Genomic DNA, 20,393 nt, shown 5'->3' with positions numbered 1-20,393 from the left:
CGATGCGAACGATGAAACGAGTGGGTATTTCCCTGCTGGGAGCCTGGCTGCTGCTGGCCCTGCCCGCCGTGGCCCAGCAGGACGTGACGACGCTCTGTGAAGAGGACTGCACGACCAACAACGGCGTGGAACTGCGCGCGTGCATGGAGGCATGCCCCGTCACCACCAACCCCAAGGATCGTGTCTTCCTCAAGTGCGCGAACAAATGCGCGGACACGTTCAACACGAAGGAGAACGCCTGCAAGGCGCGCTGCAACAAGGGCAAGGCCGACCCGGCCGCCACCAAGCCCTCCAAGTCCAAGCCCATCCGCAAACACTCGAGCGAGGAGTCAGAGGACTGAACGCCCGGCGGGCTTGGCGCGGGAACAGGGCGCCCTACCGGAATGGGCCGCCGTGAGGCACGGCCTCCACCCCATCGACGTGGCCGAGCAGTTCGCGTGCCGCTTGGAGGTCCACGAGCTCGACGTCCGGCTCGAACCGGCCCAGGAGCCACGCCAACCGCCGATGCACTCCCGACCGGCGGCCCAGGTCCCGGAGCAGGCGGCCCAGGCGCACCATGGCCCTCAACTCGAGAAGGAGGGCGCGCTGACAGCGGGCCACTGCCATGGCCTGGAGGAAGCAATGCCTCGCGCGCTCCACCTCCCCGATTCGCCATGAGACCTCGCCTTGGAGGACATGCAGTTCGGCATCATAAAAACGGGCGCCTGTCTCACTGAGCCGTAACGCATCCTCCACGGCCCTCTGTCCTTCCTCCAACTGCCCCATACTCAGACAGATCTCCCCATGCAGGCCGAGGAAGTAGGGCAGGTAGCACTTGGCGCCCAGGCTCCGAAGCAGCTCGGTACCGCTCCGCAAGTCCTCGCACCCCTTCGCGAGCCGCCCCGTCTTGGCCAGCGCCCAACCGTGAAGACCTCGCGTGGTCGCACTCAATATCGGGATCATGGAGCCGACGGCAACGTGGCTCGCCTGCTCGGACCATTTGAGCGTGCCCTGGACATCGCGGCGCAGCTGGCAACCCACGGCCAGATAAATCAGCCCGGCGCCGGCCGTGGCCGCATGGGGATTGTCGTGGATCAATCCCTGAATCTCATGGCCACACCGATCCGCGCGTCGGAACTGGCCCTGCAGCGTGAACAGGACATGGCGGATCACCAGGTCATCCACCTGCTCATGGGTCCAGCTCTTCTCGGTGACCCCCCATCGGGGTCGGTATGGATGGTCCGCCAAGCGTTCCGATTGCCCAAGATCCTCCCAGCATCGCTCGGCGTCTCCCTCGTAGAATGAGACGAACGCCCGCATCCGGTAGCCATCACTGCTCAATCCCTGCTTCCGCCGACGCTGCCCCAAGGCAATCACTTGCGTGGCCAGCATCCGCGCCTCTTCGAACTTCGCGCCGATGGAGAGATAAGAGCCCAGTCCCAACCACAATTGATCGAGCTGAGGAAGTGCACCCCCCTGCTGGCGGAACAACTCCAGCGCACGGGCGTACGTCTGCTCCGCCTTGGGCGAGCCGTACCCCTCCAGCGCCATCAGCAGGATGCCGAGCGCGTTGAGCAACCGCATCTCCTCCTCGCAGCGGGCGGAAGCGTCCGGCAGGCTCCGCAGCAGCACCAAGGCCTGATTCAACTGCGCCACCGCCTCCCTGCTGGTCGAATGCAAGACCGCGCGTTCCGCGGCCCGCTGACAGTAGTGGAGGGCCAGTTCCGTCTCACCAGCCTCCATGAAGTGGTGGGCGAGCACCTCCGGCTGCTGCTCCACCAGCTCCGGGAAGTGTTCCACCAGGGTCTGGGCCACTCGTCGGTGGAGCTGTCTCCGTGAACTCCGGGGCAGCGACTGGTAGGCCGCCTCCTGGATGAGGACATGCCGGAACTGGTAGTTGTCACCCTCTTCCTCGTGTTCACACCGCAGCAGCCCAGCGGAGAGGAGCCCCGCGATGTCTTCTCTCAGCGAGGAATCTTCTCGAGCAACGAGCCGCGAGAGCAGCTCGTAGCGGAAGGCTCTCCCCACCACGGAACAGAGCTGAGCCAGCGCCTTGCGCCGTGGCGGCAGCGCATCCAGCCGGGCCAGCAGCAACTCTTGAAGGGTGACGGGAATGACGGGCAGGCCATCCCGTCCACGCTCGAGGACCAGCCGCGTCAGCTCCTCCACGAAGAGTGGCACCCCCTCCGTTCGCGCCACGAGCCGAGCCACGGTTTCCTCTGACAGGCTTCTGCCCTGGGCAACCGCCTTCACCAGGGCCGCCGTGAACCCCGTCGGCAGCCGCTCGAGCACGAGCCGTTGCAAACCAGGGTCTTCCCCCCAGTCAAGCCGCGGCTCGGGGCGGACGCTGAGGAGGACGAGCAGCTTCATCGTGCGCACGCGAGCGAGCAGGAAGCCCAGGAACTCCAGCGTGGAGGGATCGGCCCAGTGCACATCCTCGATGATCAGGAGCACCGGCCGCTCCTCCGCCATCCGCAGCAACAGCCTCCACAGCGAGTCGAGCACCCGCTGCTTGCGCTCCGCCTGCTGATCCATGACGGCGAGCAGCGGCTCCATTTCAGCGCGGGAGGGCGAGGCCAGATAATCCGCCACCCAGCGTGCATGCTCCGGCTCCAGGGAACGCCGTAACATCTGGAGGATGGGATGAAAGGCGGTGCCACTGAATGACGCGCCACACTGGCCTCGCAGCAGGGTGCCCTCTTCCCGGGGAACCCGCTCGCACAGCTCCTGGATGAGACGGGATTTGCCAATCCCCGCCTCGCCACTGAGAAGGAGGACGGAGCCCGCCCCCGCCCTCGCCCGCCCCCAGGCCTCCTGGAGCTGGTTCAGCTCCCGCACCCGGTCCACCATGGGGGTGAGGCCACCCGCCGCCTGGGCCACCCGCTCGAACCGGGACATCGCCCACCGTTCTCCGACAACCCGGCGGACCTCCATCCGCTGTTCCCCCGGCAGCCCCTCGAAGACACGAGGTCCAAGACACTCCACCTCGAAGGCACCCCGCACCAGCATCCAGGTGGTCCCACTGAACACCACCTGACCCGGCCCGGCCTGCCGCGCCAATCCCGAGGCCACACGGGTAGCCACCCCCTGGAGCGAGGTGGCATCGAACACCACGACGTCCGTGTGGATGCCCACCTGAACGGCCAGCCCGAGACGGGCCAGATGGGGCAGCGCCGCGGCGAACCCCTCGACCAACTGGAGCCCCGAGCGCACGGCGCGCACCGAGTCCTCCTCTCGCACCGTGGGATGGCCAAAGCAGCCGAGCACCTCGTCTCCCATGGACAGCATGAGAGAGCCCTGGTGTCGCTGGAGCACCTCCGAGCAGAAACGCTGGAACTCGGCCTGTAGCTCACTGGCGTCTTCCGGATCCATGGAGGCGAGCGGAGTCCCGGGCCCCGCGAGCCTGCACGACACCAACGTCACCTGCCGGCGCTGAGAGGCCACGGGCACGGAAGGCTCCCGCCAAGGCCCGAGCGCCTCCTCCAGCCGGGACAGCCGCGCCCGCAGCTCGGCCGCCGAGGCCAGGCGCCGCGCGGGCTCCTTGCTCAGCAGCTCGGCCACGATCCGCGCCAGCTCCTCGGGCAGCTCCGGGCAAAGCTCGCGCACCGAGGGCACCTGCTCGGGGGCCAACACCTGCGCGCGCAATTGCTCGAGGGACTCGGCCTGATAGGGCAACTCCCCGGTGAGCAGTTCGTAGAGCATGACCCCCACGGCCCAGAGGTCGGTCCGCGCGTCCTGCTCCTCTCCCCGCCACTGCTCCGGCGCCATGTAGGGGGGCGTCCCGGCCGTGGGCAGCAGCGGAATGGGCGGCGCCGTGGACGCCATGGAGTGAGCGATGCCGAAGTCGAGCAGCTTCACCTCCCCCTTGAAGGTGAGGAGCACGTTGGTGGGCTTGAGGTCGCGATGGATGATGTGGTGCGCATGCGCGTGCGCCAGCCCAGCGGCCACCCCACCGATGATGGACAAGGTGCGCCGCGGGCCCGGCTTCCCCCGCCGCAGCAGGTCCGCGAGGGACTCTCCTTCCAGGTACTCCATGACGAGGAAGGGAATGCGCGGCTCCCAGGAGGCACCACTCCACTCGGCCACATCGAAGAGGCGGACGATGTTCTCATGGCCCAGCCGCGCCACGGCTCGGGCCTCCCGCATCAACAGCGAGCCGGTCAGTCCATCCGCGCCCCGCCCCTGCCACAGCAGGAACTTGAGCGCCACCACCCGCTGCAACTCCACGTCCCAGGCACGGAAGACATGCCCCATCGATCCGGAGCCCAGTGCTTCCAGCACCTCGAACCGGCGGCCCTCCGCGCCCCCCATCCGCTCTCCGGGCCGGGGCATTCGCGGCAACAGCTCCGTCCGCGCCACCTCCTGGAGGAACGAGTCCTCGAAATCGTTCTGGCTCTCCATACCCCACCCCCACGGACCTCACACCGAATTGGAGGAAGAACCTCCCCCCAAGGAATAGTGCGTCTCCTGGTGCGGAGATGAGCTTGCCGCCAGGAGAGCCATTGGCTGTCCCTCCCGTGTGTCCGCCTCGGGCGGGAGGACCTGGCCTCGCCCCGTCGCCTCTTCAAGAACGGCGCGTGGGAATCGAGACCACGCTGACGAGCCCGAGTCCGTCGAGAATTCGCTCGAAGTGCTCTCCCCCATCCCGCGTCAGCCAGACCGAGCCATCCGTCAGGCCCACGCAGAACGTCTCTGGATCGCTCGCATCACCACAGGCCGTCCAGCTGCCCCCTTGGAGGAACGGCGTTTGTCCCACGCGCCGCCAACTGCCGCCCTGGTCATCGCTGCGATAAAAGGCCCCATCCGCGCCAACCTCTGGGTTGAACCAGGACGGGGGGGGTGTCCGGGCGGCGTAGACGTAGAGTGTCTTCGGGCGCGCCGGGTGCATGACGAGGGGGGACAGGTAGTCCCGATCGAGCCCTTCCTGGAACGAGCGGAAATGGACGCCGTCGTCACTGCGGAAGAAGCCATGTCCGCTCGTCGAGAGCAGGACCTCGGGTTGTCCAGGCGAGAAGAGGACGGAGTGCGAGTCGAACTCCGAACCCTCCGTCAGATTCTCCCACGTCTCGCCTCCGTCGCGGCTGAGGACGATCCAGCCCACCTCGATCGCGGCGGCGATGACGTGAGGCCGCTCGGGATCGAGTCCGATTCCTCTCACGCGCGGCTCATGATGCGGTGGATGAGGGGACGTCCACTCGCGGTACCGGGGCAAGGCCGACAAGGGCGAGCAGGGCTCCCACGAGGTGGCGCCCGGACGCTTGCGGTAGAGGTTGGCGGGCTCGGTGCCGGCGTACAGCACTCCCGACACGGGATGCTGGACCAGGGACCAGATGCGCGAAGAGCCCAGACCGAGGCTGTCGGGAATCCACGTCGCTCCCCCGTCCTCGCTGCGGAACACCCCCGCGCCCTCCGTTCCCACATGGAGTCGGCCAGGAGTCGTCGGGTCGGCGACAATGCCGCCCTTGGGCATATCCGCCTCGACTCCCACCCCACGCGCACGAAGCGCTGAGCGCAAGGCGGACTCCGTCTGTCTGGCCGAGGACTCCAGCGGCAAGCGGCCAAGGGGTCTGGCCACGTACCGGCCCCGCTCTTCCCGGGCGAGGAAAACACCGCGGATCGAACCTACGTAGATGTCAGGAGAAGGTCTCATGACCTTGCTCTAAAAGCAGACGTCCAGTCCCTGCCGGGAATCGCCAATGGATTGGAATCAATCCCATGGGCTGGCACGTCAGCTCGAGCCCTGTCACGGCCGGATGGCCACCGAGGCACGGCATCGGTAGGATGCCATCGCATGGGCGACGAAGAGCTCGGGGGCTGGCTGGCGCGCAACATCCAGGCGATGCGCGAGGCGCGGGGTGCCACGCAGGCCCAGCTCGCGAAGCTGGCGGGGGTACCTCGGGCGACCTGGGCCAACCTGGAATCCGGGACGAGCAACCCCACGCTGGCCGTGCTGCACCGGGTAGCGGAGGCACTGCAGGTGTCGCTGGAGGAGCTGGTGGCGAAGCCCCGGGCGAGCGCCCGTCACTACCCGAAGGACAGCCTGCCCATGAGGCTTCGGGGACCGGGCTTCGTGCGCAAGCTGCTGCCGGATCCACTGCCGGGCATCGACTTCGAACGGATGGAGCTACCGCCTCAAGCGCGGCTCTCGGGAGTTCCGCACACACCCGGCACGCGCGAGTACCTGGTGTGCGAGTCGGGAACCCTGGCGCTGGTGGCGAGCGGCGAGCGCTTCGTGCTGGAGCCGGGAGACGTGGTGGTGTTCCGAGGCGACCAGAAGCACTCCTACGAGAACCTGGGAACGAAGTCCGCGGTGGGCTACTCCGTGGTGATCCTGGCGCCCACGGTGCGATGAAGCCCCGGTCACACGCCCCTCCTCGTGCATCCAGGTCGCGAATCGACCCTCGGGTGACGATGCGGAGCGAGGCCCGAAGGGCCATTGTCTCCGGGGAGAGAGGGAACATCCACTCGGAGTCCTGGCCGCCCGGCCGCCCCCGACCGGAGGCGGGCTTCCGTGCTGTGGCCCCCATCCCACGGGCGCTACACTCGCCGCCATGCAGAGCAAAGCCACCACCGTCGACCAGTACCTCGCTTCGCTTCCAGAAGACCGCCGCGCGGCGATCTCCGCCGTGCGCGACGTCATCCTCGAGAACCTCGATGCGAACTACGCGGAGGGCATGCAGTACGGGATGATCGGCTACTACGTCCCGCACAAGGTGTTCCCCGCCGGCTACCACTGCGCTCCGAAGCAGCCGCTGCCGTTCGCGTCGCTGGCCTCCCAGAAGAGCCACATGGCCGTCTACCTGATGTGCGTCTACGGCCAGCCGGAGCAGGAGAAGTGGTTCCGCGAGGCATGGGCGAAGACGGGCAAGAAGCTCGACATGGGCAAGTCGTGCGTGCGCTTCAAGAAGCTCGAGGACGTCGCGCTCGATGTGATCGGCGAGGCCATCCGCCGAGTGCCCGCGAAGGCGTACATCGAGCATTACGAGTCCGTGATCCGCCCACCCGCGAAGAAAAAGGCGCCGGGCGCGGCGAAGAAGGCACCCGCGGCGAAGAAGGCACCGGCGGCGAAGAAGAAACCGGCGGCGAAGAAGCGCGCGTAGCCGGCGAGCTACGCGGCCCCTTTTTGCCTCGTCCGCAGCGACTCCACGAACGCGAGCAGGTCGTCGATGTTCAGGGGCTTCACGAAATGCTGGAGAAAACCCGCCGCGTGGCTGCGGGCGCGATCTTCCGCCTGACCAAAGCCCGTGAGCGCGGCGAAGACAGGGCTCGCATCCCCCAGCCTCCGCCGGATGCGCTCGGCGACTCCGTATCCATCCACGCCGGGCAGTCCGATGTCGAGCAGCACCAACTGAGGGAGGAACACCTCGAGCCGGTTCAGCGCCTCCTCGCAATCGTGCGCCATGCGCACCTCGTACCCATTCATCTCCAGCAGATCGGTCAACAACTCAGCGGCGTCCACGTTGTCATCGACGACGAGCACGCCGAAGCGATTCCCTGCCATGAACTCCCGCGCGGGGGACGCTTCCCGTGGCGCCTCACCTGGGATGGAAGAAGGCCTCTCCACCCGGAGGTGTCCCGGCAGCCAGACCGTGAAGGTGCAGCCCTGGCCGGGTCCCTTGTCATGGGCCTCGACCTGTCCTCCATGCGCTTCGACGAGGCTGCGCACGAGCGCCAGACCGAGGCCCAGACCGCCTTCGCTCCGATCGACCGTGCGCGGCCCTTGAACGAATGGCTCGAAGATCCGGGGCAGGATGTCCGGAGGCAAACCGGGCCCATCGTCCTCGACCACGAGCGAGAAGCCGCCCTCCACGTCCCGGGCTCGAACCAGGAGGTGTCCGCCCGGGGGCGTGTACTTCGCGGCGTTCGTGAGCAGATTGGCGACCACCTGAGTCAGGCGATCGGGATCCGCCAGGAGCCACGCACCCGGAGACACATCGGCCTCGAGCACGTGCCGCCGCTGCTGGATGAGCGGGGCCACCGCCTCCAGGGCCCGGGTCACCACCGAGGACAGCTCGACGGGTTCACGGCGGAGCTCCAGATGCCCGCGTGTGATGCGGGACACGTCGAGCAGATCATCCACGAGGCGCACGACGTGCTGGAGCTGCCGGGTGATGACCTCGTGCTCGGGAGTCCGCGCGAGACCCCGTGCCCGGAGCAAGTCCATGGAGGTCACGATGGGCGCGAGCGGATTGCGCAGCTCATGGCCGAGCATGGCGAGAAACGCGTCCTTGGCCCGTGTGGCCGCGACCGCCTCGGCCCGAGCGGCCTCGGACACGGCGAGGTGCGCGTCCCGCTCGGCTTCGCGCTCCCGGAGCAGCCGCCCGGAGTGCTCCAGCGCCTCACCAAGCCGCGCCAGCTCGCGCACGCTGGAGGGCGCCTTTTGGGGAAGCTCTCCCCGGGAGAGCGCCGCGGCGGCGGCCGACGCGTGCGCGATGGACCGCTCGATTCTCCTCGAGAAGACCCAGGCCCCGCTCGCGCTCACGAGCAACAGCGCGAGCCCCAGTCCCCCCACGGCGAGCATCGAGTCCGCCAGGGGCGCGTCCAGGAGCCGCCGGGGATTGACGACCGACGCCGTCCATCCCCACGCCGGCGATCGGCTGAAGGCCACGTAGACCTCCGTGCCGTCCAACGACACATCCGCGTACACGTCCTCGTTGGACAGACGCGTCTTCTCGAGAAAAGAGCGTGGCGCTGGCTTCCCGACGAATCGCGCGGGATCCCGGGTGCGTGCGGCCATGAGTCCCCCCTGGTCCACCAGCGAGCGCGTCCATTCCTCGCCGCTGGACCCCTGACTGGCGACCACCTGGACAAGGGACTCCGGAGTGATGACGGCCGTGAGCACGTAGCGCAGCGAGCCGTCGCGCATCACCGGTACCCGGATGGGAAAGGCGAGCGCCCCGGCGGAGCCCTTCCCCGTCGCGATGCGTCCCACCGTGGGCTCATGCGTCTGGATGACGCGCATGAAGCTCTCCCGCTCGGCGAGGGGCGGCGGCCGAGCACCCCACGGGACACCCGTGTTCAGCAGCGACTGTCCGTCTGGAGCGATCAGCAGCACGACCTTCCATGACGGCTGCGTGCCGCGCACGCGCACACACTCCGCGAGGAAGGCTTCCAGATCCCCACGCGCGAGCGCATCGGACTCGGCCAGCGCCTGGAGGGTACGGATGGAACCGGCCATCTCCTGCTCGAAGGACGCCGCGAGCATTCGCGCCGAATGAGCCACACGGCGCTCGGCGGCCTGACGTTCCGAGCCCGCCAGTTGGAAGACCAGCACCGCGGCGAAGACGACCACGGGAAGAAGTGTCCCGATCGCGAGCCGGACGAGGTGCCAACGCAGGGGAAGGGAGGGCGTGGAATGAGAAGGCAAGGGGGACTCGGACGCACCCTATTGAAGTCCCCCGGGACGAGCAAACGTCCCCGGTACTTGGAACCCCATCCTCTCCCCTGGCCGCCCATGAAGCGGTCGACCCGGGCCGCGTCACGGGCGGCGGCTGGGGGAGAGACTATGATGCGCCTTCCATGAAAACCCACACCCTGGCCCTGACGGGCCTGATGCTGTTGACCCAGGGCTGCGCGGAGATTCGCGCGAGCAGTCACACCCGGCTCTCGGAGAAGCAATCCCAGGTCGCCCTCCGGGGCACGCCGGAGGACGCGGCGCGACGGCTCTCGGAGTTGTTCTCCCGGCGCGGCTACTCGGTCACGGAACGCAAGAGCCTCAAGGGGGGCTCGTCTCTCTATGTCTTCAAGGGCCGGCGCTCGGAGGTGACGACCGTGATGGGTGACCGCAACTTCGTCCATGGCACCACCAACACGGTGGGCTCCGTGTTCTACGCCCAGCTCATCCCCCAGGAAGACGTCGTCTGGGTGAACCTGTTCGGCAAGCCCACCTACGACGGTTACGAGGTGTGCAGCGACGAGGATCCCTCCTGGATTCCCCCCTGCGAGGAAACCGTCACGAGCGCCATGTGGTCGGGTTGGGATCAGGTGACGGGCCGCGAGGAGGCGGAGGTCATTCGAGGAATGCTGATCGACATGGAACTGACGCCCGAGAGCACCCCCGGCGCACAGATGGTGCGGCTCACGGAGCCGGCGTCCACCGAGCCGCCGAAGCCCACCTGCGTCGCCTCGGAGCTTCCCGCGTGGAAGACGGCGAGCGCCTTGGAGAAGAAGAAGCTCCTGGCGGCGTGCCGCGTACCAGCGCCAGTGAATGCCGCGCAGGCGGCCGATTCCCAGTAACGAAAAAGGCCCGGCGGTCTCTCCGCTGCTTGAGCGCGCCTTGCTCTAGACTCGAGATGAGCGCCGCCCTCTTCCGCGCGGCCCCCCAAGGAAGGCCTATGTCCTCTCACGCCCAAACCGCTCCCGACGAGAAGGGTCTCGAAAGACTCCTTCATGGGCTCTTCATCGCGGCGGCTGTCGTCAATCTGGGAGCCAACTTCATCGCCGGCATCGGAGCGCCCGTGGGTCCGAATATACCGGCCCCGCCCGAGCCCACGGGCTTGTTGTTCTGGCTGCTCAGTGTGTCCAAGTCGCTGCTCGTGCCCACGCTGGCGGGGTACTTCGCCCTGTCCGCGCGCGGCCATGTCTTGAACATCCGCCGAGGTGCGCTCTATGGGGCACTCCTCTTCTGCTGGATCGGAGACGTCGCCCTGCTGTTCAACGACTTCTTCCTCTACGGCATGGCCGCCTTCGCCATCGCGCACCTCTGCTTCATCGCCGCCTATTCAAAAGGGCTCCAGCTGGACGCCGCGCTCAAGGGCCGCATCCTGATCTTCGCGATGCCCGTCGTGACCTATGGGTACATGATCTACATGACGCTGTATCTCAATCTCCCCTCGGGTCAGGAATCCATGGCGCTCCCGCTCGCGGGTTACATGCTCGTGCTGCTCTCCAATGGCATGACCTGTCTTCTCCGGGCGCTCCAGGTGAAGCTCGCCTCTTCGCCTTACATCCTGCTGGGCGTCGTGCTGTTCATCCAGTCGGACAGCCTCATCGCGATGACACGGTTCGTGGATGCCCTCGCCTTCGAGAACTTCGCCATCATGCTGACGTACATCATTGGCCTGTTCTTGATGGTTCGCGGATGCCTTCTCGACCAGGCCGTGCCCCGACAGCGGCCCGGACTCGAGTCCGTGCGCCTCTCCGCCTGAGCCGCCCATGAGACCCGCCCTCCCCCGCGGGTCGCGGTCTCAGTGCGGCATGGAACCAGAACCGGGCGTCCGCGCTTCCAGCCCGAGCGCCGCCCGGCACATCTTCGTGTAGAGATCGCGGAAGATGTTGTCCGGGTCCGTGAGCTGTTTCACGGTCTGGTAGGTCTCCTTGTTCCAGAGGCGCCAGAAGGTTTCCTCATCGTAATAGTTGTAAGAGATGAGCGTCTTGGTGCCATTGACCCGCAGCAGTTCGTCCTCGAACTCCTTGTAGAGGTTGCGGCCCTCGGGCTGCTTGAGCCCGTAGACCGCGAAATCGAGGAACAGCGGGTCGTGCACGCCGGACCACCACTGGGGCGAAAGCCACTCATAATCCCGCGTCCGCCGGAAGGGCACGCACCACACCGGGTAGAAGTGCATCTCGCGGTGGTACCAATCCATGAAGGAGGCCGTGCTCGAGAAGGGAACGAACACATCCACGATGACCGACGGGTTCTTGGTCGGCAGGAAGCGGTGGAAGCGATCCGCCGCCCTCAGCATGCTGTCCGAGTGCACCAGCTTGCCGAACAGCGCCCGGCCGAGGAGGCTCTTCGGCGAGACATGAGTGACCCCCCGGTCGTAACGGAAGAGATAGTCGTAGGTCCCGAGGTAGTCCTCGGCGCGGCGCGGGATGCTCTCGCAATACGCCTTGAGCCAGTCGTAGCGGCTCACGTAGGGCGCATGCTCCGTGAAGCGGCCCACGCACAGCACGTGTTTCGACGGTGAGAAGATCTGCCCGTCGAGGTAGTCCACGTCCCGGGTGGAGAAGTGACGCCAGATGGCTTGCTGAAAGGCCTCGAGCGTGGCGTGGGTCTCATACGTCACGTGCACGTAGGGCGCGGCGCGTACGAGCTTGAACCGCAGCTTCGAGAGGATGCCGAGCGTCCCGAACGAGCCGTGGATCATCTGGAACACGAGCGGATTCTGGTGCGGGGAGCAGCGCAGCACGTCCCCCTTCGCGGTGATGAGCTCGTATTCGAGACAGGTGTCGTGGAAACCACCGTGCCGGAAGGACATGGACTCGATGGAGCACCCCGCGACGGCCCCCCCGAGGGAGATGGTCTTGTGCTCGGGGACGATGATGGGCACGAGCCCGTGGCGCAGCGTCGCGCGGACCAGCTCGTCGAAGGTGACCGCGGGCTCGGCCGTACAGGTCATCGCCACGGGATCGATCTCAAGGATCTGGTCGAGGTCACTCAAGTCGATCTTCTCGTCGCCGCGCCGCTGGTCGTAGCGCTTGGGGACCTGGTGCGGCGGCGTCTTCTTCTTGAAGGACGCGGGCCGCGTGCTCGTCCTTTGCCGTAACTGCCGCGCGATTCTCTCGACCTTGGCCGCGTGGCGCGCATCGAGTCGCGTGGATTCCTCGGACCACCGCACACCAGGAGCCGACTCAGTTCGCATTTCATTCCTCCACAACCAGAAAGTGGGGAAGTTCCAGGCGCTTGGGGAGCTACCGGCCGCTAGACCGGGGCTCGCCCTCCTGACTGCCTGGCGGGCAATCCACCTTCGGATGAGGAGCGGCCCGTGTCCACGAGGCCACGGGCCGGTCCACCCCTCAGTTCCGCACGAGGGGGTTCACTCGCACCAGGGAGCGGGCGGGCACGGAGGCCGTTCCCGTGATTCCGGACGCGTTCTTGAAGGTCACCGAGAGGGTGCTGGAAGTGGGGTTCCACACCAGGGCCGAGTACGTGCTCCCCTTCTTGTACACCGTCGCGCTCGCGCCGCCCGTGGTCCAGATGTCCGCGGAGCGCTGGCCGAGGCTGGTCATGTTGTGGACGAACCAGTAGGTGTTGAAGAGTTCGTTCTTCTGCACCGGGGTGGCGTCCCACTTGTTGAGCACCGCCTGGGCGTTGCTCAAGGACTGGATGGGCCACACCACATGCTGCCACGAGGTCTCCGGCCCACCGTTGTCCGTCACGAAGCCGTTGTAGAGGTTGGCCACCTGGGTGGGCTTGAAGCCGTAGCTGGTCAGGTACTCGGAGGTGGGCAGCCAGTGGATACCGTAGATGTGGACGGGCGCGGCGCTGAAGAAGGTGCCGTAGAAGTTCGACGAGCCGTAGACCTGGCCCACCGTCTTGTGCGTCCACTGGGGCACCCAGTTGTCCCCATCATAGTTGAACCAGTACTGCTCCACCGCCTTGAGTTCCGTGGTGAAGCCGTAGATGCCCGCGTCCCGGAACGAGGTGTTTCCGGTGAGGACGCCCCACAGGTATTGCCCGACCCAGCCAAAAAGCGACTCCCCAGCGGCTTCCTGGTTGTTGCCATTGTTGTTGTCCGCGTAGCCCCCGGCCCAGGAGTGGCCTTCATAGGGATCGAAGCTGCGGAAGAACGGGTAGAGGGAATCCGTCCGGGACGGGTTCGCGTAATCCCGGATGAGGTGCTCCACCATCGCGCCGTACTGAGTGCGGAAGTTCGGGTCATACGTGGCGAGCACGGCCGAGGCGAAGACGAAGTAGCCGTAGGTGAAGTGGTGATCCGTGATGCCGGTGTTGGCCCCGAACTCACTGACGCGGTAGTACAACGTTCCCCAGTCCGGATTGTAATAGAAGAAGTGATCCGGCTCTCCCGACGTGTACGTGTACCAGTTCGTCAGGATCGTCCGGATCCGAGACAAGAACAGGTCGCGGTAGACGACATCGCCGATCTCATCCGCGGCCAGCGCGCCCATCGCCAGCGGATGCAACGCCTTGCCCTGCCAGTAGGCATCGGCCGCCAGCAGGTTGCCCGAGGTCTCCCGCTCCAGCGTCAGCAGGTATTGGCTCAGCAGTTGCCGTGAGTACTCCGGATTGGCTGGCTCGGTGAACTGGGGGACGATTCCCTGGAACCGGTTCGTGGTCACGAACGTGTTGCCCTCGCGGACCTTCAACGTCCCCCGGACGGACGGATAGGTGAGCGCGGTGAGCGGAGAGATGGAGCTCTTCCACTGGTGGGGAAACAGGGCCGTCAGGGTCTGATCCGAGAACCCGGTGCGCTTCAGTTGCGTGGTGAGGTTGAAGGTCGTGGTGAGCTGCGCGGACGCCTCATCGAAGAGATAGCTGACCCGGGTGCCCGTCACGAACGCATAGGCATGCTGGTGGAAGTAGTTCAGGTCGGTCGCCGAGGGCAGCGCCGCCACCGACAGGTAACCCTGGCCGCTTCCGAGCTGGACCTTGATCTTCGGTCCGACCTTCTTGAAGACAGTGCCCGGCGGCGCGAAGAATCCATAGTAGCGCGTCTGGAGGTTGCCGCCGCCATCGGGGTTGGACACCCTCACGCCAATCCGGTCGGTCGTCACCGACGCGCCATCCGCCGTGAGAATCGCGGCGTTGCGCTCATCGAAGATCTGCGTGATGCGCGAGGAATAGATTTCCACCGAGCTGGGATCGCTGAACTGGGTGAACAGGTAGGGCGAGCCCTTGACGAACGTCACCTTGAACTTGTCCGTGGCGTTGTCACTCAGCACCGAGTCCACGGACCAGTCCCCGTAGCCCGTCACCCGGTTGGCCATCTTGGACGTGTCGATGGCGTTGGACATCAAGAACACGTCCGGGTTGCCATCCGCGTTCACCGCGGATTTGTCGCCGTTGATCCACCCCGCGCCCGGGGACAGGATGCCGAGTCCCTGGCTGGAGAACCGCGACTTGAGGGGCAAGGTGACGATCGAGTCCCCGAGCGGCTTGATCAGCAGCGACTGCCACCAATCGTTGGAGGGAAGAGGCGTCTTCACGGACTCGGCCCGATAGGCCGGGTAGCGTGGCTGCGGCATCTTGAAGTCGCCCGTCAGGTAACTCCCCTGCCCGGCCTGAACGGTGCTGGGGGTGGGCAGGGACGGAATCGTATAGGTGGGCCGCGGATGGCCCGAGACGTAGTCATAGACTTCGAACTCGAACAGGGAATACCCATAACCCGTGGCCCTGCCATACCCCTTCATCCGGATGTGACGGCCGGAGGCGTACAGGGGAATGTCCTGCTTTCCACCCGCTCCGCGAAGCTCGCGGTAGACGGTCGTCCACTGAGCGCCATCGGAGGAGACCTGCACATCGAAGACGCGCCCCGCGGCCGCTTCCCAGTTCAGGAGAACCCGGCCAATCGTCCGCACACTGCCCAGATCGATGGAAATCCATTCATCGTCCGCCGCCCTCGAGGACCAGCGCGTCGACGCGTTGCCATCCACCGCGTTGGCCGCCGTCAGGGTTTGCTCGACGGAGGAAGCGCTGGCGGGCCGGTTCAGGGCCACGTTGGGGCCATACTGGAGCGGAGGCGCATTCACCCCGCCCGTTCCATACACCTCGAGTTCCAGGATGGAATAGCCATAGCCGCTCAAGGCCCGCTGCGTGCCAAGCACGCGCACGTACCGGCCGCTGCCGGAGACCGTCAGGTCATCGACGCCACCGTCTCCGGTGGCCGTGGAGTAGAGATCCGTCCAGTCGAGTTCGTTGCTGGAGACCTGGACCTTGTAGGCCTTGGCGTATGCGCCCTCCCACTGAATCTTGACCCGATCGATCTGCGCCGTGGCGCCCAGGTCCACGTAGATCCACTGGGGATCCACGCCCCATTCACTGGCCCAACGGGCTCCCGTACCGCCATCAACCGCCAGCTCCGCGGAGTTGTTGCCTTCCACCGAGGAGGCATAGGCGGGGCGCCTCAAGGACAACAGGTTCGAGGCCGCGTGAGCGCTCCAGCCACCAAGAGAAGACAGAAGCGGCAGCAGAACCGCCGCTGTGTGGAGCCGTCCGTAGAGTGGGTGCATCCTCATTCTCCGAGTTGAATCGGTGTCGACTCAAACTAGAGAACAAGGAATTTAAATCAAGATTATTCAGATATTCGAGAAATTAACTGAATCACGGTCTCGCCCCGGGGAAACAGCACACATTTCAGGACTTGGTCTCAAGCGATGAGGTGGAAGGCAATGGCGCCCAGACTCAGGCTGGCCATGCACCCCCACAGCCCCAGGCCCTGCGCCAGAGGCCGCACGCCGACCGCACGGACGGCGCTCCGGGTGAGGTTGGCGCCAATGAGGAACAGCGTCAGCACCAGCGCTCGCTGGGACAGGGCGGCCAGCAGGTGCCCCGCGGGCTGGAGCACCGGCATCCAGGTGACGAGCGCCGCCGCCACGATGAAGCCCAGGATGAACCAGGGCCTGCTCGCCTTGCCCCGCGGTACCGCCCCGCCCGTCCGGCGCCGCCACATCCCCACCGCCACCGTCAGGGGGACGATCCACAAGGCCCTCGCCAGCTTCACCGAGGTGGCCACCTCCAGCGCCTTCGGGCCGTACTGCATGGACGCGCCCACCACGGAGCTGGTGTCGTGGATGGCCAGCGCGCTCCACAGCCCGAACTGATGGGCATCCAGCCCCACCGCGTGCCCCACCGCGGGGAAGACGAAGAGCGCCACCGCGTTGAGCAGGAACACCGTCCCCAGCGCGACGGTCACTTCCTGCTCCTTGGGACGCAGCACGGGCACCACCGCGGCGATGGCGCTCCCCCCACAAATGGCCGTGCCGATGCTGATGAGCAGGCCCGCCTCCCGAGAGACCCCCAGCATCCGCGCCAGCAAGGCCCCCAACAGCAGGCACACGGCGATGCCCGTCACCGTATAGAGGACCCCGTGGGCCCCCACGGCCACCACCACGCGCAGGTCCATGCCAGCCCCCAGACCCACCACCGCGAGCGCCAGCAGGGTGTGCGTGGCACGGCGGGTGAGTTCCCCATACGGATTGCCCACCCCCAAGGCCACCAGCACTCCCGACAACAACGCGACCCCCGTGGACATGAAGGGCATGAGGCTGAGCGCCGCCCCCAGGGGAATGAGCACGTGCCCAGCACTCCACCGCGTTCGCCCGGACGAGAGCGGCGGCCCAGGGTGCTCGTCGCCAGGGATGGGAGGCAGCGCATGCGCGTTCATGGATCCCAGGATGCGCGCCGCGCCATCAGGCCACCAGTCGCGAGAAGCGATGGGCCATCAGCTTTTTGGATACGAGCGCGAGACCCGGTGGACAGGGGATCCACCGCTGAGCCGGGTGCCGCTTCCTCCTCCGGCGGGAAGACCCACCCTTGAGGGAAGAGCGCGCGAGGAGAGCGACGATGACACGTGATGAAATCCTGTCCCGGGTGGCCGAGCGCATGGGGCTGTCTCGCCAGGAGGACGCGGAGCCCGTCGTCCGCACGGTCCTCGAAAGCATCGGCGAGCGATTGAGCGGACCCATGCGCCAGGCGCTGGCGGAGGACCTTCCTTCCCTCCAGGCCGAGAACCCTCCAAGCGAAGAGCCGTCCGTCGACTTTCCCCTGGCGGACCTTCATGAGCGGGTGTCCCTCCGCGCCGACGTCCGGATCGGACAGGCCGTGGAGTTCACCGCCGTCGTCTGTCAGGTCCTCGCGGAGGCGCTGACTCCGGGAACACTCCACCGGCTGCGCGAGGCCTTGCCCGCCCCGGTGAGCGCCCTCTTCACACCCAGACAGCGGAGCGAACGGTTCGAGCACGTCCACCATGACCCGGGCCGCCATACCCTCGCCGAGGGAAGGCCAGGAAGCCGGCATCCCTTGTCCGAGGCCCGTCCCGAGAGAGCCCATTCCGACTCCGTGGCGCGCTCGGACAATCCGCACGAGGAGACGAAGCTCTCCAGCGCCACCGGCCTCACCCAGGAGCGGCAACACGAAACGCTCGCGACGGGACGTCCAGCGGCCGTCCACGACCCCCATGACGAGCGTTGAAGAACCGCCTGGGCTGGAAGTACCTTGCCGGCCATGATGGCCATGGGCGGTCCGCACCGGATTCGACACGCGGCGGGGCCCTGGCTGGGGCTCGCCCTGTTCGTCCTGGCCTGGGAGCTCGCGCTGGAGGTCTCCCATGTGCGATGGCTGCCGCGGCCCTGGGAGGTGCTGCTCGGCATCCTGGAGCTCCTGCGCCGGGGGGTGCTGTTCAAGCACGTCGTCGCCTCCTTGTTCCGGGTGACCTGGGGTTTCCTGCTCGCGGTGGGAGTCGCCCTGCCCCTGGGCTTCGTCCTGGGCTGGAACCGCCCCGCGAGCCGTGCCCTGAGCCCCTTCGTCCAGATGCTCCGGCCCATCAGCCCCCTGGCATGGATCCCCCTGTCCATTCTCTGGTGGGGCGTGGGAGACCTGTCGGCGATCTTCATCATCTTCATCGCCTCCGCGCCGCCGCTGACGCTGGCCGCCATGAACGCGGTCCGCAACGTGCCCGCGGTCTATGTGAACGCCGGACGCAACTTCGGATTGAGCCCCCCGAGGCTCTTCCAGCGCATCCTCTTGCCCGCCGCCCTGCCCGAGCTTCTCTCCGGAATGCGCCTGACGTTGGGCATCTCCTGGCTCGTGGTGGTGGCGGCGGAGATGCTCGCCGTGAACTCTGGCCTGGGGTACCTCATCGTGGACTCACGCAACGCGGGCAATCGGTATGACCTGGTGGTCGCGGGCATGGTGTTCATCGGCCTCATCGGCCTGGCGCTCGACCAGGCGATGGCGCACGTGGCCCGCCGGGCCATGCACCGTCGGGATCTGATCGGCGAGGAGGGCGCATGACGAGCCCGGTCAAGCTGCGGGTGCGGGGGGTCTCGGTCTCCTACCCCGTGGACGGGCAGCCGCGCGAGGTGCTCACCCCCGTGGACTTCGAGTGCCGCGAAGGCGAGTTCGTCTGTCTGCTCGGCCCCTCCGGATGTGGCAAGTCCACGCTGCTCAACGTCATCGGCGGGTTCTTGGCGCCCACCCGAGGACAGGTGCTCATCGATGGACAACCGGTCACCCGGCCCGATCCGCGACGCATCTTCGTGTCCCAGGAGCGCGGCGTGTTCCCCTGGCTCACGGTGGAGGAGAACATCGGTTTTGGTTTGAGTGACTGGCCCGCGGCCCAGCGCGAGCAGCGGGTCGAGCACTACATGACGATGGTGGGACTCGCGGGCTCCGCGCGGGCCTACCCCTCGGAGCTGTCCGGCGGCATGAAGCAGCGGCTCGAGCTCGCGCGAGCCCTCGCGGTCAACCCGGACATGCTCCTGCTGGACGAGTCCTTCAACGCGCTCGATGCCATCACCCGTCACACCTTGCGTCAGGAATTGCTGCGGCTGTGGACCGCCGAGCGCAAGACCATCCTCTTCGTGACCCATGACCTCGACGAAGCCGTGCAGCTCGCGGACCGCGTGCTGGTCATGTCGGCCCGGCCAGGGCGCATCCAGCGGGTGATCGCCATCGACCTGCCCCACCCCCGCGACATCGCCTCCCTGGAATACCTCCAGTACCGGCGCCAACTGCTCGATGAGCTCGGCCTGGCCCATCGGATATGAAGACCTCGCGCGGAGTCCCTGGCCTCTTGTTGCCCGCCGCCGTGGGGGCCTTGCTGTTGCTGCTCTGGCACGAGGGGGTGAAGCTCTCCGGGACGATCGTCATCCCCACCCCCCTCCAGGTCCTGCGCGGACTGGAGGAGCTCGCCCGGCAGGGCCGCCTGATGACGTACGCCGGGGATTCGCTCGTGCGCGTGTTGTCGGGCTACACCCTCGCGGTGCTCCTGGGCATTCCGGCCGGGTTGATGATGGGGCTGCACACGCCCAGCGCCCGCGTGGCCGGGCCGCTCGTCCAGGTGCTGCGGCCCATCAGCCCCCTGGCCTGGAGCCCCGTGGCCATCCTCCTCTTCGGCGTGGCCGATTCGGCGACCCGCTTCCTCATCTTCCTGTCCGCCCTGTTCCCCATCGTGGCGTACACACGGGAGGCCGTGCAGCGCGTTCCCGGCATCTATCTCCGGGCGGGCCGGAATCTCGGCCTGGGCCGGGTGGCGATGCTTCGTCGCGTCATCTTCCCCGCGATCCTGCCCTCCGTGCTCACCGGGCTGCGAATCACCCTGGGCATCGCCTGGCTGGTGGTGGTCGCCGCCGAGATGCTGGGGACCGACTCGGGCCTGGGCTACCTCATCATCGACGCGCGCAACGCGGGCAAGCGCTATGATCTCGTCATCGGCGGCATGCTGCTCATCGGCGGCATCGGGCTCGGGCTGGACCTGGCCATGCGCCAAATCGAACGGGCTCGCGCGGTGCGCTGGGCCTTCCATCGGGAGGATTGATGTCTCCATCGCGCCTCAAGCGAATGCTGTCCACGCGGCCCCTCGTCGGGGGAGTGCTCCTGTGGACCCTCGTCCTCTCCGTGCTCCACGCCTCGCTCAACGTGCGCTGGGATGGCGTGGTCAACGAGCTGCGTCCCGAGAGTGAGCGCAAGCTCGACGTCGCCTACATCCCCGTCACATGACACCTCGCGTGTC

At 66.9% G+C, this 20,393-nt stretch carries 16 protein-coding genes; 10 read left to right on the top strand and 6 right to left on the bottom strand.

The features are described from left to right. Positions 1–11 precede the first annotated feature (11 nt). Positions 12–341, top strand: coding sequence for a hypothetical protein (locus MEBOL_RS27430; protein ID WP_095980224.1), 330 nt, complete (start codon positions 12–14; stop codon positions 339–341). Between the two features lie 34 nt (positions 342–375). Here MEBOL_RS27430 and MEBOL_RS27425 read toward each other — a convergent pair whose 3' ends face one another. Further along, positions 376–4,380 (bottom strand): protein kinase domain-containing protein, encoded by a 4,005-nt coding sequence (locus tag MEBOL_RS27425; RefSeq protein WP_095980223.1) that lies wholly within the window; start codon positions 4,378–4,380, stop codon positions 376–378. Between the two features lie 163 nt (positions 4,381–4,543). Continuing rightward, on the bottom strand, positions 4,544–5,377 hold the full coding sequence (locus MEBOL_RS27420) for a WD40/YVTN/BNR-like repeat-containing protein (protein WP_245918897.1): 834 nt from the start codon (positions 5,375–5,377) through the stop codon (positions 4,544–4,546). Between the two features lie 393 nt (positions 5,378–5,770). Here MEBOL_RS27420 and MEBOL_RS27415 point away from each other — a divergent pair, with 393 nt between their 5' ends. Next, positions 5,771–6,331 carry a helix-turn-helix domain-containing protein gene (locus MEBOL_RS27415; protein WP_095980222.1) on the top strand — a complete coding sequence of 187 codons (561 nt, stop codon included), beginning with the start codon at positions 5,771–5,773 and terminating at the stop codon, positions 6,329–6,331. 199 nt (positions 6,332–6,530) lie between these two features. Further along, positions 6,531–7,079, top strand: coding sequence for a DUF1801 domain-containing protein (locus MEBOL_RS27410; protein ID WP_095980221.1), 549 nt, complete (start codon positions 6,531–6,533; stop codon positions 7,077–7,079). Positions 7,080–7,087: 8 nt separating this feature from the next. Here MEBOL_RS27410 and MEBOL_RS27405 read toward each other — a convergent pair whose 3' ends face one another. Beyond that, on the bottom strand, positions 7,088–9,346 hold the full coding sequence (locus MEBOL_RS27405; protein WP_095980220.1) for a hybrid sensor histidine kinase/response regulator: 2,259 nt from the start codon (positions 9,344–9,346) through the stop codon (positions 7,088–7,090). A 152-nt stretch (positions 9,347–9,498) separates the two neighbouring features. Here MEBOL_RS27405 and MEBOL_RS27400 point away from each other — a divergent pair, with 152 nt between their 5' ends. Further along, positions 9,499–10,215: a hypothetical protein gene (locus tag MEBOL_RS27400; RefSeq protein WP_095980219.1), complete on the top strand. Its 717-nt coding sequence runs from the start codon at positions 9,499–9,501 to the stop codon at positions 10,213–10,215. A gap of 98 nt (positions 10,216–10,313) precedes the next feature. Continuing rightward, positions 10,314–11,126, top strand: a complete 813-nt coding sequence (locus tag MEBOL_RS27395; protein ID WP_157775529.1) for a lysoplasmalogenase — start codon at positions 10,314–10,316, stop codon at positions 11,124–11,126. Positions 11,127–11,165: 39 nt separating this feature from the next. Here the strand turns inward: MEBOL_RS27395 and MEBOL_RS27390 are convergent, their stop codons facing one another. From MEBOL_RS27390 to MEBOL_RS27380, 3 genes are all read right to left on the bottom strand, one after another. After that, the gene (locus MEBOL_RS27390; protein WP_095980217.1) at positions 11,166–12,563 is read right to left on the bottom strand and encodes an FAD-binding oxidoreductase; all 1,398 of its coding nucleotides are present in this window, start codon (positions 12,561–12,563) and stop codon (positions 11,166–11,168) included. Positions 12,564–12,717: 154 nt separating this feature from the next. Beyond that, positions 12,718–15,891 (bottom strand): glycosyl hydrolase, encoded by a 3,174-nt coding sequence (locus MEBOL_RS27385; RefSeq protein ID WP_245918895.1) that lies wholly within the window; start codon positions 15,889–15,891, stop codon positions 12,718–12,720. A 137-nt stretch (positions 15,892–16,028) separates the two neighbouring features. Continuing rightward, entirely contained in the window at positions 16,029–16,955 is a 927-nt protein-coding gene (locus tag MEBOL_RS27380; RefSeq protein WP_245918893.1) for a YeiH family protein, read from the bottom strand. 269 nt (positions 16,956–17,224) lie between these two features. Between MEBOL_RS27380 and MEBOL_RS27375 the strand changes: the two genes are divergently transcribed. The 5 genes from MEBOL_RS27375 to MEBOL_RS27355 are packed head-to-tail and all read left to right on the top strand — an operon-like array spanning position 17,225 to position 20,380. After that, complete coding sequence (locus MEBOL_RS27375) at positions 17,225–17,851, top strand: DUF2267 domain-containing protein (RefSeq protein WP_095980214.1); 627 nt, start codon at positions 17,225–17,227, stop codon at positions 17,849–17,851. A 33-nt stretch (positions 17,852–17,884) separates the two neighbouring features. Then, on the top strand, positions 17,885–18,673 hold the full coding sequence (locus MEBOL_RS27370) for an ABC transporter permease (RefSeq protein WP_245920149.1): 789 nt from the start codon (positions 17,885–17,887) through the stop codon (positions 18,671–18,673). After that, positions 18,670–19,428, top strand: coding sequence for an ABC transporter ATP-binding protein (locus MEBOL_RS27365; RefSeq protein ID WP_095980213.1), 759 nt, complete (start codon positions 18,670–18,672; stop codon positions 19,426–19,428). The genes MEBOL_RS27370 and MEBOL_RS27365 overlap by 4 nt, the downstream gene beginning before the upstream one ends. Next, positions 19,425–20,198, top strand: a complete 774-nt coding sequence (locus tag MEBOL_RS27360; RefSeq protein WP_095980212.1) for an ABC transporter permease — start codon at positions 19,425–19,427, stop codon at positions 20,196–20,198. The genes MEBOL_RS27365 and MEBOL_RS27360 overlap by 4 nt, the downstream gene beginning before the upstream one ends. Next, positions 20,198–20,380 (top strand): hypothetical protein, encoded by a 183-nt coding sequence (locus MEBOL_RS27355; RefSeq protein WP_095980211.1) that lies wholly within the window; start codon positions 20,198–20,200, stop codon positions 20,378–20,380. The genes MEBOL_RS27360 and MEBOL_RS27355 overlap by 1 nt, the downstream gene beginning before the upstream one ends. The last annotated feature ends 13 nt before the right edge of the window (positions 20,381–20,393 follow it).

Origin of the sequence: Melittangium boletus DSM 14713, assembly GCF_002305855.1 — a bacterium.
Taxonomy (GTDB): domain Bacteria; phylum Myxococcota; class Myxococcia; order Myxococcales; family Myxococcaceae; genus Cystobacter; species Cystobacter boletus.
The sequence above is the reverse complement of the archived record's forward strand: the minus strand, read 5'-3'. Positions and strand labels throughout refer to the sequence as shown.